The organism is Streptosporangium nondiastaticum (genome assembly GCF_003011965.1).
GTDB lineage: Bacteria > Actinomycetota > Actinomycetes > Streptomycetales > Streptomycetaceae > Streptomyces > Streptomyces nondiastaticus.
In genome coordinates, this window is record NZ_PXWG01000007.1 from 58446 (window position 1) to 72102 (window position 13657).

Sequence of the window (13657 nt, forward strand, 5' to 3'; positions counted from 1 at the left end):
CCTGCTTTTCAGGGTCCCGGTCACCCCGAGGCGGGGAGCACGGGCAGCGCGGGCGGTACGGGGCTTTCGGCCGCGCTGCCCTGCAGCGCCTTGCGGATCATTTCCAGTTCACCGGCGAGCTCGTGGGGCGGAGGGTAGTTGCCGTCCCGTTCCAGCAGTACTCCGGGAGGCTTCATGCGCCCGCACAGTTCCGCCAGCAGTTCCAGTACGGGCCGGGACAGGGGATGTTCGTGCGTGTCGTGCCACACCCCGTCGACCAGCCGGCCGCCCGCCACGTGGACGTACGAGATCCTCTCCATCGGCAGCGCGGCGATCTCGGCCGCGGCATCCACCCCCAGATTGATCTGCCTGGTGTAGAGGTTGGCGACGTCGACGAGCAGTCCCACGCCCGTCCGGTCGGTCAGTTCGGTGAGGAACTGCGCTTCGGACAACTCGTCCTCGGGCCAGGCGAAAAGAGGGGCGATGTTCTCCAGCGCAAGCGGTACGGGCAGTTCCTGCTGTGCGATCCGGACGTTCTCCGCGATCACCTTCAGCGCCTCGCGGGTACGGGGCACCGGCAGCAGGTGCCCGGCCTCCATCCCTCCGCTCCTCACGAAGGCCACGTGTTCCGTCACCAGAGGCGCGTCCAAGGCGGACGCGACCCGAGCCAGCCTGTCCACCCGAGCCATGTCCGGAGTGTCGGCGCCGCCCAGGCCGAGCGCAACGCCGTGCGGGATGACGGGAACTCGGCGATCGCGTAGGAGCCGGATCGATGTCGGCAGGTGCTCCGGGCAGATGTTCTCGGCGACGACCTCGACCCATGCGACGCCCGGGAGTTGCTCCACGACGACGTCGATCTCGTCCCGCCAGCCGATGCCCACCCCGAGCGCGGGCCGGGTTCCAGACGATTCATTCACTGTCATCCCCTTTCGTTCCCCTCGACTGCCCTTGACTGCCCTTGAGTGCGGCTTCGCTCCGACGGTACGACAATGACGGCATGCGATTTTGAACGCGTTCAACTTTGAGTATGGTTTCTCTCACCACATGAGGGAGGCGACGCCGCATGAAGATCGTGATACCCGGGGGGACCGGGCAGGTGGGCACCGTCCTGAACCGTGCGCTGAGCGCCGCCGGGCACGAGGTCACCGTGCTCAGCAGACAGCCCGCCCGCCCCGGCGAAGTCCCGTGGGACGGGAGGACCGTGGGGCCCTGGGCCGAGGTGATCGACGGCAGCGACGTGGTCATCAATCTGGCCGGCCGGAGCGTCAGCTGCCGGTACACCGCCCCTCACCTGCAGGCCATGATGGACTCTCGCGTGCGTTCCACCCGGGCCGTGGGCGAGGCGATCGCCGCCGCCGCGCACCCGCCACGGGTCTGGCTGCAGATGAGCACCGCGACGATCTACGCCCATCGCTTCGACGCGCCCAACGACGAGCGGACCGGCGTCATCGGAGGGGCCGAACCGGGAGTTCCGGGCTACTGGGCCTACAGCGTCGACATCGCCAAGGCCTGGGAACGCGAGCAGGCGAACGCCGACACCCCGCACACCCGCAAGGTCGCCCTGCGCTCCGCCATGGTGATGAGCCCCGACCGAGGCGGCGTCTTCGACGTCCTGCTGCGGCTGGCACGGCTCGGCCTCGGCGGCCCGGTCGCCGGTGGCGCACAGTACGTCTCGTGGATCCACGACCACGACTTCGCCCGCGCCGTCCAGTTCCTGACCGCCCGTGACGACATCGCCGGACCCGTCAACCTCGCGGCGCCCGGCCCCCTCCCGCAGCGCATGTTCATGCACGCGCTGCGCACCGCCTCGGGAGTTCCGGTGGGCCTGCCCGCGACGAAGGGCATGGCCGAACTCGGCGCCTTTGCGCTGCGCTCGGACACCGAACTCCTGCTGAAGAGCCGGCGCGTGATCCCCGGCCGCCTGCTCGACGCGGGATTCGACTTCCGGTACCCCCAGTGGCCGGCTGCGGCAGGCGACCTCGTGGGGCGCGTACGAGGTCGCCGGCGCCGGCACTGGACCGGCCCCACGACTCCGTCGGGCGCCGACCGCACACCGGCGACGCCGTAGGCCGCTCATTCCACCGGGCGGCCCGGGCGGGCTCGTGCCCGGTCGGTCGGGCCTAAGCCCCGGCCGGGGTGGACCTGGAGGGTCCCTGGTCCGCGTGGACCGCCCGTACCCATATCCGGTCCTCCGTCAGGTACGCGTCCACCTTCAGGCCGGCCTCCGCCAGGGCGGCCTCGAACTGCTCCGTCGTCAGCGGCCGGGACCGGAACGTCTGCGTCCATGTGACGTCCGGGAACTCGTACTCCACGCGGAACGAGTTCACTCCGTCACCGGCCGGCTCCACCGAGGCCACCCGCGTGGTGAAACCGCTGGGGTCGGTGCGCTCACGCGGCACCTCCGTGTGGAAGTTCTCACCCTCGCGCTGGATCAGTACGCAGCCGTCCGGCGCGAGATGCCGGGCACAGGTGCGCAGCAGTGCCCGCCGCAGCTCGGAGTCGCCGGTGTGCACGAGGAAGGAGGCGAGCATCACCACGTCGAACGTCTCGCCCAGGTCGAGGTTCTCGATGGGGCTGCACACCTTGCGCACCCCGTGCACCCCACGCACCCGGTCGAGCATGTGCGGCGACTCGTCCACGGCCGTGACCGTGAACCCCCGCTCCAGCAGGGGCCGGGTCACGCGCCCCACTCCGCACCCCAGCTCCAGGATGCGCGCACGGGCCGGTACGGCCGCCGCGATGATGTCGGGTTCCTTCCCGACGGGCAGCCGCGCGTAGAACTCGACGGCGCAGCCGTCCGGAGTGATCTCCCCGGGTCCGGTGCCGTGATGTCCCGGTCTCATGGTCGTCTTCATGTCCCCCCAACGAAGCGCCCGTTGCCGCCAGTTCCCCACGTCACCTCGCGGCTGCACGCTCGCGGGACCAGCAGCCGCCGCGGGCAGCCGGTGCCGGCGGCTTCTCCAGCTCTCCAGCTCCTCGGCCGACCGAGTGGACTCCGGGGCCGGCCGGCCGGGCGCGCTGCCAGACGTTACGCGTCCCGGACTGCCGGCCCGCGCCGGTCCGGGACGCCAGGAGCGCGATCGCGATGATGGACCGCCGGTCGATCGCCGTCGGCATGTTGTCGTTCGTACGCCGCCCACCGGCTCGCCTGCGCCGGCCGGCTGCGCCCCGGCACCACACCCGAGGACGTCCTGGCAGACCTCCAGCGCTTCTACTTCGACACGGCATTCGCGACCGGCCCGGCCCTCATCGCGTCGAGCCCCGCTCCTGGTCCAGGGATATCTCGATGCCGACGTTCTCCGCGGACACGGCGATGGCGAAGTCGAAGAAGGAGGACTGATCCCGGACGCTGTCGTGGGTACGGCTGAAGACCTCGAACACCAGGAGCCCGACCAGGTTGCTCCACAGCACGATGCCGCGCTCGATGACGTCCGTGAACGGCTCGGGAGGCAGGCCGCCGAACAGCGCGGTCGCCTCCGGCCGGATCAGCGGCGGGCCGGGCACCGCTCGGCGGGGCGGGGTGAGCTCACCGGATTCGAGCGCGGAACGCAGGATGCCGGCGAGCACGGCCGGGGTGCGGGACGCGGGCGGGACAGTGTCCTCCGGCGCGTGGTATCCGGGGACCGGCGAACCGTAGACCAGCGCGAACACGGCCGGGTTGGCGACGGACCACTGCCGCAGCGCCCGGGTCGCGGCGAGTAGACGTGTCCCTGCGGAAGCGTTGCTGTCCGCGGCTGCCCGGTCGGCCTCCTCCATGGCGGCGCCGGATTCGTTATAGGCGTCGATGAGCAGAGCGGTCAGCAAGTCGTCCCGGTGGGGGAAGACGGTTTCGACCTCGGCGACCGCAAGGCCGCCGGCGGCGGCCACGGCTTCGAGCGACAGCCCGCCGGCGCCCAGGTCGGCGAGCAGTTCGCGGGCGGTTTCCTTGACGGCAGCGGCGAGCCCGCTCGTCTCATGCGCGGTGGTTGTGCTGGAAGCATCCATGATCAAACCGTACCGGTCGTCCTGTCAGCCGGACGTCTCCGATGGGCGGCGGCAGGTTGTCGTCTCCGCCCCCGTCATCTCCGCCCCCTCGCCCCGAGGGCCCGCTTCGGCACCGGGGACTTCGACAGCCGTTGACCTTGCCCCTGAGGGCAGGGTTTAGCGTTCCTGGAGACGAGGAGATGAGCGGAATGAAGATAGGCGAGTTGGCCGGACGCGCCGGTGTGACGGTCAAGGCGGTGCGCTATTACGAATCGCTGGGGCTGGTCACTCCACGCCGTCTGGCCAACGGCTACAGGGACTACACCGAGGACGACGCACCTCTGGTGCACGAGATCAGGGTTCTGAGCGGCCTGGGCATTCCGGTCGAGCGCACGCGGCCCTTCCTGGCGTGCCTGGCGGCCGGGCAGCAGCACGCCGACGACTGCCCGGAGTCGCTGGCCGGCTATCGCGAGGCGGTTGACGAGCTGACCGAACGGATCGAGGCCCTGACCGCCCGCCGCGCGATCCTCATGCACCACCTGAGGCAGGCCGCCTATCGGAACAGCAGCATCCCCGTGCCCGATGACGAAGCGCACGGAAAGCACGGAAAGCATGCAAAACACGGAAAGCACAGAGAGCGCGGAGAGCACCCCATGAGCGACCTGTACCGGCTGCCTGCCGATCTGCCTGTTCCGGAAGACGACGGCGCGGCCGACCACCTTCCCGGGCTCAAGATGCCCCGCATCGAACTGTCCAGCACCACAGGAGAGACGGTTGGTCTTCACGCACTGGGCACCGGCCGCACGGTCGTGTACGTCTATCCGCTCACGGGCCGCCCGGACGCCGACCTCTCGCACGGCTGGGACTCCATCCCCGGAGCACGGGGCTGCACCGCAGAAGCATGCGACTTCCGCGACCACCACCACGAGCTTCTCGCGGCCGGAGCGCGGGGAGTGTTCGGCCTGTCCAGCCAGGACACCGGCTATCAGCGCGAGGTCGTCGAGCGGCTCCGCCTGCCGTTCGCGATGCTGTCCGATCCCCGGCTGAGCACGGCCGCGGTGCTCGGCCTGCCCACGTTCGCATTCGGCGGGGCGACGCTGTTCAAACGGCTCACCCTCGTCATCCGCGACGGAGCGATCGAGCACGTCTTCTACCCGGTCTTCCCTCCCGATGAGCACGCCCAGCAGGTCTTGGCATGGATGCGGGACAACCCTACGGCGTAACTCCTGCCGTCCGTCGGTGGTGAGAGGGGCCGATAGGCCGATCGGGTCGTCGGTACCGCAGGCGGCGCCGGTCCTGCATGTGCCGTCGGCCTCCGGGTACCCGGGTGCCGTCCCACCGCGCCCGTGCGGCGGGGCGAACGCCCATGATCACGGAGGTGGCCGAGATGGCCCGGCACCAGCCCAAGGACGCACGCCGCGAGCCTCACGAGCGGGCTCGTGACGCCGAGGAGCCGGGGGCGCCCTCCGGCCGGAAGAGCCAGGGGCACCGGCCCCCTGGAGGCACCGCGCAGGACGAGGCGCTGGAAGGCGTGCGGGCGCACGGCGAGGACGCGGAGCAGGACAGGGGGACGGAGCGGACGCGCGACGATGCGCACGGCAAGAGGACCCAGCCATGAGCGGCCGGCGCGACGAGAAATCCGCGGGCAGCGGCAAGGCCGTGCCCCGGGACATGCAGGACCAGCAGGCGAGGGTCCCTCCGGACCGCGGCACGGCGGGCCCGCCCGCCCGCCGGGGCCGGAAGAACGGGAAGACCGCCGGTGAGCGCACCGACAGGGCGGGCGACGCCGGTGAAGGAACGGAGGATGAACCTCCGGACTGAGACTGAAGCCGGGCGCCGGAAGGGCAGGCGGTACGGCACCGCCCGGCGCAGAGCGGGAGGGCGGTGACCTCCTCGCCGTGACCGGAGGCCGCTCCCGACCCGGAGGCCGCTCCCGGCTCCGGAGACCTCGCCGGTGCCCCTACCGGTTGACCACTGCTCGGGCAGCCTACGGATCGGTCGAGGGCCGCCGGCTCACTCCCCCTACGTCACCGGGCCGTGTCCGCCACGGTCGGCTTCGGACGGGCCGCCGGGGACTGGGCGACGGTACGGGTGCGCGATGCCTGGTGCCGCGTCGCCCGGGGCTCGGTCAGCCAGACCAGGACCAGGGCCGCCGAGAGCGCCGCCCCCAGGACGCAGACTCCGGCCCAGTGGTACGCGCTCCACACGGCCGAGGTGAGGGCGGAGCCCAGGGCGCCGCCGGCGAAGTAGGAGGTCATGTAGGCGGAGTTGAGCCGGTTGCGGGCTTCGGGGCGGAGGGCGTAGACGAGGTTCTGGTTGCTGATGTGGACGCCCTGGACGGCGGCGTCCAGCACGATCACTCCCGCCAGCAGAGCGGCCAGGGACCAGGCTCCGCCGTAGCCGCCGAGCCCGAGCAGCGCCCAGGAGGCGAGCAGGAGGACGGAACCGATGCCGGTGACGCGGTGGACCAGGCCGCGGTCGGCCAGCCGCCCGGTCACCGAGGCCGAGAGGGATCCGGCGGCGCCGACGAGGCCGAGCAGCCCGATGGCGGACGCGGACCAGTCGTACGAGGGGCCGGAGAGCAGGAAGGTCATGGCGGTCCACAGGACGCTGAAGGCGGCGAAGGACAGCCCGCCCATCAGGGCGCGGCGCCGCAGCACCGGCTCGTGGGCGAAGAGCGCGAAGGTGGAGCCCAACAGCCGCGGGTAGGACAGGCCGACGGGGGTGCGCAGCCGGGGGAGGGCGCGGTACAGGAGGACGGCCATGGCGGCCATGAGCACGGCGTTGACCCAGTAGACCGTGCGCCAGCCGCCGAGGCCGGACAGGAGGCCGGCCGCGGTGCGGGCGAGCAGGATGCCCAGCAGCAGGCCGGTCATCACCGTCCCGACGGTGCGCCCGCGCTTCTCCGGCGAGGCGAGGGTCGCCGCGTAGGGGACGACCACCTGCGCGGCCACCGAGGTGAGCCCGGTCAGCGCGATGCCGGTCAGCAGTACGGCGGCGTTGGGCGCGCTCGCCGTCACGAGCAGGAAGGCGGCGGTCGCGGCGCACAGGCCCGTGGCCAGGCCGCGGCGTTCGGCGAGGTCGCCGAGCGGGACGAGCAGGATGAGTCCGAGCGCGTAGCCGACCTGCCCGACCGTCACCACCAGTGCCAGAGCTCCGGCGCTCATGTGCAGATCGCGGCCGATGATCTCCAGCAGGGGCTGTGCGAAGTAGTTGCCCGCGACGGACAGGCCGCAGGCCACGGCCATCAGGAGCAGGGTGCCGCGCCCCAGGCCCTGCCGGCCGGCCGGTGTGTCAGGTATTCGTGCAGATGGCATGCAACGAGTTTCCGCCGGCAGCGATCGATGAGTCCAACACATTGTTTTCATGCAAACCATCTCGATTTACGATGGATGGATGGAGCTCCAGCAGATGCGCTACGTCATCGCGGTGGCCGAGACGGGCGGCTTCACGCGCGCCGCGGAGCGCTGCCACGTCGTGCAGTCCGCACTCAGCCATCAGATCGCCCGCCTGGAGAAGGACCTCGGCACCCGCCTGTTCGACCGCACCAGCCGCAGCGTGCGCCTCACCGCGGCCGGCGAGGCCTTCGTCCCCGTCGCCCGGCAGGCCGTGGAAGCGGCCGACCGCGCCCGCGCCGAGGTCGAGGCGGCCACCGGCGTGGTCAGGGGCCGGCTGGCCGTCGGCGCCATCTCCACCGTCGCCGCCGTCGACCTCGCCGACGTCCTCGGCCGCTTCCGCGCCGGCTACCCGGAGGTGCGCATCAGCCTGCGCATGGGCATGAGCGAGGAGCTGATCGAAGGCGTACGGCAGGGAGCGCTCGACGTGGCCTTCATCGGGCTGGTGCCGGGCACGCGCCCCAAGGGCGTCCGCGTCAGGAAGATGGCCCACGGCGAACTGGTCGCCGTCGTGGCGCCGGAACACCCCCTCGCCGGCACGGAGCAGACGGACCTGCGGCGGCTGGCCGAGGAGTCGTTCGTCGACTTCCCCACGGGATCGGCGGCTCGGCGCCAGCGCGACGCCGCCTTCGAAGCCGCGGGCCTCACGGCCGAAGCCCCCTTCGAGATCACCTCCGTCGAGTCCCTCGCCAAGCTCGTCCGGGCCAACCTCGGCATCGGCATGGTCCCCGAAGCCGTCGCCGGCGAACTGCGCGGCCTGCACGTCCTCCGCGTCCGCAACGCCCCCACCCGCGAGGAACTCCTGGTCTGGAACTCGCTCGGCCCCTCCCCGGCGGCCGCGGCATTCCTCTCCGGCCTCGGCATCGACCCGTCCGAACGTTCCCAGCGCTCTGGGCGTTCCGAACGCTCCGAACGGTCTGCGTGACCGCTCGGCGCTTGCCTGGGAGAGGCGATGATCTTCGGACGCCGCCCCTCCCGCCTAGCGCTTGGCGTAGTCGGCGAAGCCCTGCCAGTCGATCACGACGCACGGCTCGTCGCCGACGACCCACGCGTCGTGCCCGGGCGGGCAGAGCATGCAGTCGCCGGGGCCGAACTCGTCTTCCTGCCCGTCGTCCATGACGACCTTCATCCGGCCCGAAACGACGTACGCCATATGGGGAGCCTGACAGCTGTCGGTCCCGGCGATCGGCTTGACGTGCTGGGACCACCGCCAGCCGGGTTCGAACGTCGCCCGGCCCACCGGCCCGGCGCCCACGTCCACCAGCTCCAGCCGCCCCTTGCCGTCCTCGAAGGGGCGCACTTCCTCCGGCGAGGCGAAGCTCTTGCGTACGAGTCCGGCCACGAGCACTCTCCTCCAGCGAGTCGGCTGTCCTGAACATCTAGCCACGGGAGCAGGCGCACGGCGAACGCTGCGGTCCGGCCGGGTGGCCCGGCGGCGACCCGGCGACCCGGGTCACGGGAGCCGCGGGCACCGCCGCAGGTGGTTCCGGGCGAGCTCGGCCATGACCGTCCGGGTTTTCGACGCCTGTTGCGGGGCGGAGCTGAGACCCCGTGCCAGGACGGTGTGCTCCAGCAGGTTTTGCGCACGCGGGGCGTCGGCGGGCCGGGCGCGCAGCGACAGTTCGAGGAAGTGCAGCCCGTCGGCGCCGATGCGCCAGAACTCGGCGGTGAGCGGGTGGGGCAGGCCCTGGAGGGAGAGTTTCCACTTGATGGCCCGGACGGGGCCGAGGGCGACAGTGCCGCGTAGGTGGTCATCGAGGACCCCGGCGACCGCCAGCAGGTCGCGCTGGTCCGGGGTGAGCCGGGGCCCGGCGGCGGAGGCGGCTCCCTCCTCGTCGACGGGCTGCCCGAAGGGCCCGTCCACCTTGAGCGAGGCCGACCAGACGCGGTCGGGGCCGTTCCAGTCCTCCTCGATCTTGAATTTCCATCCCTTCCCGCTGCGGTTCTGGCGCCACCTCCGGGGCAGGGTGGCCGGATCGCACGGGCGCAGCTTCGCGGTGAGGTCGCCCTTGCCACCGTCGGTCGGCTTGCGCAGCCGGATGATGGCTCCGGCCTCCGCGAGGGGGAGACGGATGCCGGGGCCGTCCGCCTGCGGGGCGTCCCAGAAGCAGACGTTGAGGTGAGTGCCGTCTTCGGGCGCGAGAGCGAGCGAACGGCACGCGTCCTCTGCCGTGTCACCGACGAAGATGATTTTGATTTCAGCCTTGGCATTCCTGAATGTATCCCCCATGTCACTCTTTATGGCATGGAAGAGTGTGCGTGCCAATGGGTGGGCATTCATGGGCGGTTCGGCGATTCCGTGCAAAAGGCCAGCTCAACAGGTCAGTTCCAACGCTGCGTTGACTCTTCCGGGGTGTTGCGGCCCGATACCTCACAACGGCGCGATGCGTTCACGCGCGCCCCTGCCCCCTGCCTGCCGGCTTCCGCCACGCCACCGTTTCTACGCCCCTGACCCCGTGCGACAACCGTCCGTTGTCGGCCGGGCGGATGCGTTGTTGGCCGGGGCACCACCCCGCCCGGTCAGATGGTTCCGGGCGCCGCACCAGAGCGGGGTCCCGAACGACCGGGAACATCAACCACCGAAGGAGCACGACCATGACCATGACCAACACCGCCGCCACCCCCAAGGCCGTCGTCATTCGCTACGTCGAGGCCGTCCGCGACGGCGACGCCGACGTCATCCACGACAGCTTCGCCGAGGACGTGACCTGGCACTACCCGGGCGACCTGCCCATATCCAAGGTGTGGCACGGCCGCGACACGGTCATCAACGACTTCCTCGGCGGCATGGGACCGATCCTCGTCCCCGGCACCCTGGAGATCGAACTGGTCAGCACGATCGCCGAAGGCGACCGCGTGGTCGCCGAATGGACCTCCAAGGCCAAGACGGTCCATGGCGGAACGTACGACAACCGCTGCATCGGCATCTACACCGTCCGCGATGGGAAGATCGCCTCCGTCGTCGAATACACCGATACCCGGCACGTGGCCGCGACCCTCTTCCCGGCCCTGTGACCGCAATCACCTTCCTTCGATGTCACGGTCACCGCTCGGGCGGTGTCTCAATGGCGTGACCGATCTGATCGGAGGTGGTGGCGTCGGCGAAGGTGCGGGTAGTGCGTTTGCCGTCTCACCGTCAACTCGCAGCCCCGAGGAAACTCCTGCGGAAGCGAATGGAGCGTCATCATGAAGGCCGTCATTGTGTGCGCCTCCGTGTCTCACGGCAACACGAAGAGGATCGCCGACGTCATGGGGCAGGTGCTGGAGGCCTCGGTCGTCGACCCTGAACAGGCCGACATGGCGGAGCTCTCCACCTGCGACCTCGTGGGATTCGGTTCGGGAATCTTCCTGGGGAAGTTCCATCCGCGGCTGGGCGAGTTCGTACGGTCGCTCCCGCAGGGGGAGCGGCGCAGGGCGTTCGTCTTCGCGACCAGTGGACTGCCCGAAGCGCGGCTCCGGCCCTTCACCCGGCCCCTGGTGCGAGTTCTCGAACGGAAGGGGTGGGATGTGAGTGACACCTTCTCGTGCCGCGGATTCGACACCTGGCTGCCGTTCAAGCTCGTCGGCGGCATCAACAAGGGGCGGCCCGGCGCCCCCGATCTGGAGGCGGCGCGCACGTTCGCCGAAGAACTGCGAGGCCGGATCGGTGCTGTGTCCTGACCGGCTAGAACGGGGTGGGGGGCGGGACTTGCCCGGCTTCCCGCCCCTCGCCGCTCTCACATAGCTGCTCTCACGCGCGGCCGATGCGCTCCACCTGCTGGATGTTCTCAAGGTCGACCGGGTCCTCGCTCGGTGCGGTCTCGAACCAGGCGTCGAGGATCTCGCCGAGCACAGAGGACGAAGTCAGCCGCAGGCTCAGGGCCAGGACGTTCGCGTCGTTCCAGCGGCGGGCGCCGCCGGCCGTGTAGGCGTCCGTGCACAGCGCGGCGCGTACGCCGGGCACCTTGTTGGCCGCGATGCTGGCGCCGGTACCGGTCCAGCAGCACACGATGGCCTGGTCGGCCCGCCCCTGCACCACGTCCCGGGCGGCGGCTTCGCTGCAGAACGCCCAGTCGTCCTTGTCGCCGGGCTTCAGCACGCCGTGCGGGATCACCTCGTGGCCGCGGCGCTCCAGTTCCTCGGTGAGCTGCCGGGCCACGCCCTTGTCCCAGTCGGCGGAAACGGAGATCCGCAGACTCGCCATGACCACACCTCCTGTTCTCGTCGCGATGCCTCCAGTACACCACTGCCACGACTGCGGCCCGCACACGCCTGACCGGGGCGGGAGGCATACGCCCGGCCGGTTGTCAGCCTTCGGCGTCCGGCCCCGGTCGCTCTCGGGTGCCGAGGACGCCGGCGGTGAAGTCGGCCAGCTGCCTGCGGAGTTCTTCCCGGGGCGTGCGCTGCTCGCCGGCCAGGTATTCGACGAGGTCGGCCCGGGTGGCGGCGAGCAGGACGTGGGCGGTGAAGCCGCTGTCCGCCGGGCCGGGGATCCTCCGGAGGAGGTCCCGGAGCAGGGCGTGCCATCGCTCGTAGTGTTCCGTGCGGTAGGGGCTGTCCGCGCCGGTCTGTTCCAGGGCCAGTGCGAGGTGGCGGTTGTCGAGCTTGAAGCACAGGATGGCGTCGAGCAGGGCCGGTACGCGCTGGAGCGGTGGGGTCGCGGGCCCCAGTGGGGGCGGGCCCTCTTCGACCGTGGTCCTGACCGGTTCGAGCCGCGCTTCGTACAGCGCGCGGATCAGCCCGGTGCGATCGCCGAAGGCGCGGAAGAGCGTTCCCTTGCCGACGCCTGCCGCCGTGGCGATGCCGGCCATGGTGACCTCTTCGGGGTGCTCGCACCGGGCGAAGAGGGCGTCGGCGGCCGCGAGTACGGCTGCGCGGTTGCGGATGGCGTCCTTGCGCGGCCTGCGTTCGGTCATGTGGTGCCTCTCGATTGAAATCCGGACCCGCGGTCCGTATTGTTCCTGAAGGAAGCGGACCACTGGTCCGCATCGTACGGGAGGGAGACACTCATGCCCACGATCCCCATCACTTCAACCCGCGGATCTCTACCGCCACAGCCTGCGCCTGCTGCTGGACAAGGACATTCCCGCCTGGCTCGACCTGTGGGCCGAGGACGGCGTCATGGAGTTCCCCTTCGCGCCATCGGGCCGGCCCGGGCGCCTGGAGGGAAGGGCGGCCGTCGCCGCGTACATGCGCGACTATCCCGACCACATCGACCTGCACGACTTCCCCGAGGTGCGGATCCACGAGACCACCGACCCCGGGACCATCGTGGTCGAGATGCGCGGCGTGGGCCGCTGGGTGAAGCGTGGCGGCCCCTTCGACATGACCTACATCGCCGTCGTATCCGTCCGGGACGGACGCTTCTCCTCCTACCGCGACTACTGGAACCCCCTCGCCGTCGACGAACCCGGCACGGACTTCACCCGGAGCAGCACCCGATGACCCCCACCGCTACCGCCATCAGCACCTCCACCTCCGTCTCCACCGGAACCACCGGAACCACCCTGGTCATCGGCGCCACGGGGACCACCGGCGGCCGGACCGCCGCGCAACTCGTCGCCGCCGGCCGCCGCGTCAAGGCCGCCGGGCGCCGCGCCACCCCGGTCCCGGGCGCGCAACCCGTCCGCTTCGACTGGTACGACCCCTCCACCTTCGGCGACGCCCTCGCCGGTGTTGACCGGATCTACGTCGTCCCGCCGGTGGGCGAACCGGACCCGGCGCCGGTCATGCTCCCCTTCCTCCGGCAGGCCGGCACCGCCGGAGTGCGCCGCGCGGTCCTGCTCAGCTCCTCGGCCATAGCCGCGGGAGGCCCGGCAGTGGGAGAAGTGCACCAGGCCCTGCCGGACCTCTTCGGCCAATGGGCGGTACTCCGGCCCTCCTGGTTCATGCAGAACTTCACCGGCACGCACATCCACGCCCGCAGCATCCGCGACGACGGCACTATCCTCACCGCCGCGGGAGCCGGCCGCGTCGGATTCGTCGACGCCGACGACATCGCCGCTGTCGCCGTACGCGCCCTGACCGACGACCGCGCACCTGATGCTGACCTGCTCCTGACGGGGCCGGAAGCACTCAGCCACGACGGCATCGCCACCATCATCACGGAGGTCACCGGCCGCCCCGTGGCCCACCGCGCTCTGACCCGCGAACAACTGCGTGACCGCCTGGCCGCACAGATGCCGCCGGCGTTCGCAGCCATGCTCGCCGATATGGACAGCGCCATCGCCGAGGGAGCCGAAGACCGCACCACCGACACAGTCCACCGCGTCACCGGCCGCCCCCCGAACAGCTTCCGGGCAGTGGCCGAACGGGAACTGCTTCGCACGCCCCGCCCTTGA

General features: G+C 70.9%; 18 protein-coding genes. 9 read left to right on the plus strand and 9 right to left on the minus strand.

The window, feature by feature from the left end:
* Positions 1–20: 20 nt before the first annotated feature.
* Positions 21–896: a DUF692 domain-containing protein gene (locus tag B7P34_RS05510; protein ID WP_223267535.1), complete on the minus strand. Its 876-nt coding sequence runs from the start codon at positions 894–896 to the stop codon at positions 21–23.
* 146 nt (positions 897–1042) lie between these two features.
* Here B7P34_RS05510 and B7P34_RS05515 point away from each other — a divergent pair, with 146 nt between their 5' ends.
* On the plus strand, positions 1043–2047 hold the full coding sequence (locus B7P34_RS05515) for a TIGR01777 family oxidoreductase (RefSeq protein ID WP_106674650.1): 1005 nt from the start codon (positions 1043–1045) through the stop codon (positions 2045–2047).
* Between the two features lie 52 nt (positions 2048–2099).
* Here B7P34_RS05515 and B7P34_RS05520 read toward each other — a convergent pair whose 3' ends face one another.
* The 3 genes from B7P34_RS05520 to B7P34_RS05525 all read right to left on the minus strand — a co-directional run bounded on the left by B7P34_RS05520 (position 2100) and on the right by B7P34_RS05525 (position 3963).
* A complete protein-coding gene (locus tag B7P34_RS05520; RefSeq protein ID WP_106674716.1) occupies positions 2100–2822 on the minus strand; it encodes a class I SAM-dependent methyltransferase in 723 nt (240 codons plus the stop codon).
* 52 nt (positions 2823–2874) lie between these two features.
* On the minus strand, positions 2875–3096 hold the full coding sequence (locus B7P34_RS36665) for a hypothetical protein (RefSeq protein ID WP_146166739.1): 222 nt from the start codon (positions 3094–3096) through the stop codon (positions 2875–2877).
* Between the two features lie 129 nt (positions 3097–3225).
* Positions 3226–3963 carry a TetR-like C-terminal domain-containing protein gene (locus B7P34_RS05525; RefSeq protein WP_106674651.1) on the minus strand — a complete coding sequence of 246 codons (738 nt, stop codon included), beginning with the start codon at positions 3961–3963 and terminating at the stop codon, positions 3226–3228.
* A gap of 188 nt (positions 3964–4151) precedes the next feature.
* Here B7P34_RS05525 and B7P34_RS05530 point away from each other — a divergent pair, with 188 nt between their 5' ends.
* The 3 genes from B7P34_RS05530 (at position 4152) to B7P34_RS05540 (ending at position 5763) form a co-directional block, all read left to right on the plus strand.
* Positions 4152–5165, plus strand: a complete 1014-nt coding sequence (locus B7P34_RS05530) for a MerR family DNA-binding transcriptional regulator (protein WP_106674652.1) — start codon at positions 4152–4154, stop codon at positions 5163–5165.
* A 143-nt stretch (positions 5166–5308) separates the two neighbouring features.
* Entirely contained in the window at positions 5309–5560 is a 252-nt protein-coding gene (locus B7P34_RS05535) for a hypothetical protein (RefSeq protein ID WP_106674653.1), read from the plus strand.
* A complete protein-coding gene (locus B7P34_RS05540) occupies positions 5557–5763 on the plus strand; it encodes a hypothetical protein (protein WP_106674654.1) in 207 nt (68 codons plus the stop codon). Before B7P34_RS05535 ends, B7P34_RS05540 begins: the two co-directional genes overlap by 4 nt.
* Positions 5764–5969: 206 nt before the next feature.
* Here the strand turns inward: B7P34_RS05540 and B7P34_RS05545 are convergent, their stop codons facing one another.
* A complete protein-coding gene (locus B7P34_RS05545) occupies positions 5970–7259 on the minus strand; it encodes an MFS transporter (RefSeq protein ID WP_106674655.1) in 1290 nt (429 codons plus the stop codon).
* A gap of 79 nt (positions 7260–7338) precedes the next feature.
* Between B7P34_RS05545 and B7P34_RS05550 the strand changes: the two genes are divergently transcribed.
* Entirely contained in the window at positions 7339–8262 is a 924-nt protein-coding gene (locus tag B7P34_RS05550) for a LysR family transcriptional regulator (protein WP_189382490.1), read from the plus strand.
* Positions 8263–8316: 54 nt separating this feature from the next.
* Here the strand turns inward: B7P34_RS05550 and B7P34_RS05555 are convergent, their stop codons facing one another.
* Both B7P34_RS05555 and B7P34_RS05560 read right to left on the minus strand, forming a co-directional pair.
* Positions 8317–8679 carry a cupin domain-containing protein gene (locus B7P34_RS05555; RefSeq protein ID WP_106674718.1) on the minus strand — a complete coding sequence of 121 codons (363 nt, stop codon included), beginning with the start codon at positions 8677–8679 and terminating at the stop codon, positions 8317–8319.
* Between the two features lie 111 nt (positions 8680–8790).
* On the minus strand, positions 8791–9567 hold the full coding sequence (locus tag B7P34_RS05560) for a hypothetical protein (protein WP_106674656.1): 777 nt from the start codon (positions 9565–9567) through the stop codon (positions 8791–8793).
* Between the two features lie 365 nt (positions 9568–9932).
* Between B7P34_RS05560 and B7P34_RS05565 the strand changes: the two genes are divergently transcribed.
* Positions 9933–10352: a nuclear transport factor 2 family protein gene (locus B7P34_RS05565; protein WP_223267536.1), complete on the plus strand. Its 420-nt coding sequence runs from the start codon at positions 9933–9935 to the stop codon at positions 10350–10352.
* A gap of 171 nt (positions 10353–10523) precedes the next feature.
* Positions 10524–10997, plus strand: a complete 474-nt coding sequence (locus tag B7P34_RS05570; RefSeq protein ID WP_106674657.1) for a flavodoxin family protein — start codon at positions 10524–10526, stop codon at positions 10995–10997.
* Positions 10998–11067: 70 nt separating this feature from the next.
* Here the strand turns inward: B7P34_RS05570 and B7P34_RS05575 are convergent, their stop codons facing one another.
* Both B7P34_RS05575 and B7P34_RS05580 read right to left on the minus strand, forming a co-directional pair.
* Positions 11068–11520, minus strand: coding sequence for an RpiB/LacA/LacB family sugar-phosphate isomerase (locus B7P34_RS05575; RefSeq protein WP_223267537.1), 453 nt, complete (start codon positions 11518–11520; stop codon positions 11068–11070).
* Positions 11521–11623: 103 nt separating this feature from the next.
* Complete coding sequence (locus tag B7P34_RS05580; protein ID WP_106674658.1) at positions 11624–12232, minus strand: TetR/AcrR family transcriptional regulator; 609 nt, start codon at positions 12230–12232, stop codon at positions 11624–11626.
* Positions 12233–12383: 151 nt separating this feature from the next.
* Between B7P34_RS05580 and B7P34_RS05585 the strand changes: the two genes are divergently transcribed.
* Positions 12384–12761, plus strand: coding sequence for a nuclear transport factor 2 family protein (locus tag B7P34_RS05585; protein ID WP_223267545.1), 378 nt, complete (start codon positions 12384–12386; stop codon positions 12759–12761).
* Complete coding sequence (locus tag B7P34_RS05590) at positions 12758–13657, plus strand: NmrA family NAD(P)-binding protein (protein ID WP_106674660.1); 900 nt, start codon at positions 12758–12760, stop codon at positions 13655–13657. The genes B7P34_RS05585 and B7P34_RS05590 overlap by 4 nt, the downstream gene beginning before the upstream one ends.

Excerpts from the sequence above, each read along its gene's own strand:
- B7P34_RS05515 (WP_106674650.1), top strand. The coding sequence starts at position 1,043 with ATGAAGATCGTGATACCCGGGGGGACCGGGCAGGTGGGCACCGTCCTG.
- B7P34_RS05520 (WP_106674716.1), bottom strand. The coding sequence starts at position 2,822 with ATGAGACCGGGACATCACGGCACCGGACCCGGGGAGATCACTCCGGAC.
- B7P34_RS36665 (WP_146166739.1), bottom strand. The coding sequence starts at position 3,096 with ATGCCGACGGCGATCGACCGGCGGTCCATCATCGCGATCGCGCTCCTG.
- B7P34_RS05525 (WP_106674651.1), bottom strand. The coding sequence starts at position 3,963 with ATGGATGCTTCCAGCACAACCACCGCGCATGAGACGAGCGGGCTCGCC.
- B7P34_RS05530 (WP_106674652.1), top strand. The coding sequence starts at position 4,152 with ATGAAGATAGGCGAGTTGGCCGGACGCGCCGGTGTGACGGTCAAGGCG.
- B7P34_RS05535 (WP_106674653.1), top strand. The coding sequence starts at position 5,309 with ATGATCACGGAGGTGGCCGAGATGGCCCGGCACCAGCCCAAGGACGCA.
- B7P34_RS05540 (WP_106674654.1), top strand. The coding sequence starts at position 5,557 with ATGAGCGGCCGGCGCGACGAGAAATCCGCGGGCAGCGGCAAGGCCGTG.
- B7P34_RS05545 (WP_106674655.1), bottom strand. The coding sequence starts at position 7,259 with ATGCCATCTGCACGAATACCTGACACACCGGCCGGCCGGCAGGGCCTG.
- B7P34_RS05550 (WP_189382490.1), top strand. The coding sequence starts at position 7,339 with ATGGAGCTCCAGCAGATGCGCTACGTCATCGCGGTGGCCGAGACGGGC.
- B7P34_RS05560 (WP_106674656.1), bottom strand. The coding sequence starts at position 9,567 with ATGGGGGATACATTCAGGAATGCCAAGGCTGAAATCAAAATCATCTTC.
- B7P34_RS05565 (WP_223267536.1), top strand. The coding sequence starts at position 9,933 with ATGACCATGACCAACACCGCCGCCACCCCCAAGGCCGTCGTCATTCGC.
- B7P34_RS05570 (WP_106674657.1), top strand. The coding sequence starts at position 10,524 with ATGAAGGCCGTCATTGTGTGCGCCTCCGTGTCTCACGGCAACACGAAG.
- B7P34_RS05575 (WP_223267537.1), bottom strand. The coding sequence starts at position 11,520 with ATGGCGAGTCTGCGGATCTCCGTTTCCGCCGACTGGGACAAGGGCGTG.
- B7P34_RS05580 (WP_106674658.1), bottom strand. The coding sequence starts at position 12,232 with ATGACCGAACGCAGGCCGCGCAAGGACGCCATCCGCAACCGCGCAGCC.
- B7P34_RS05590 (WP_106674660.1), top strand. The coding sequence starts at position 12,758 with ATGACCCCCACCGCTACCGCCATCAGCACCTCCACCTCCGTCTCCACC.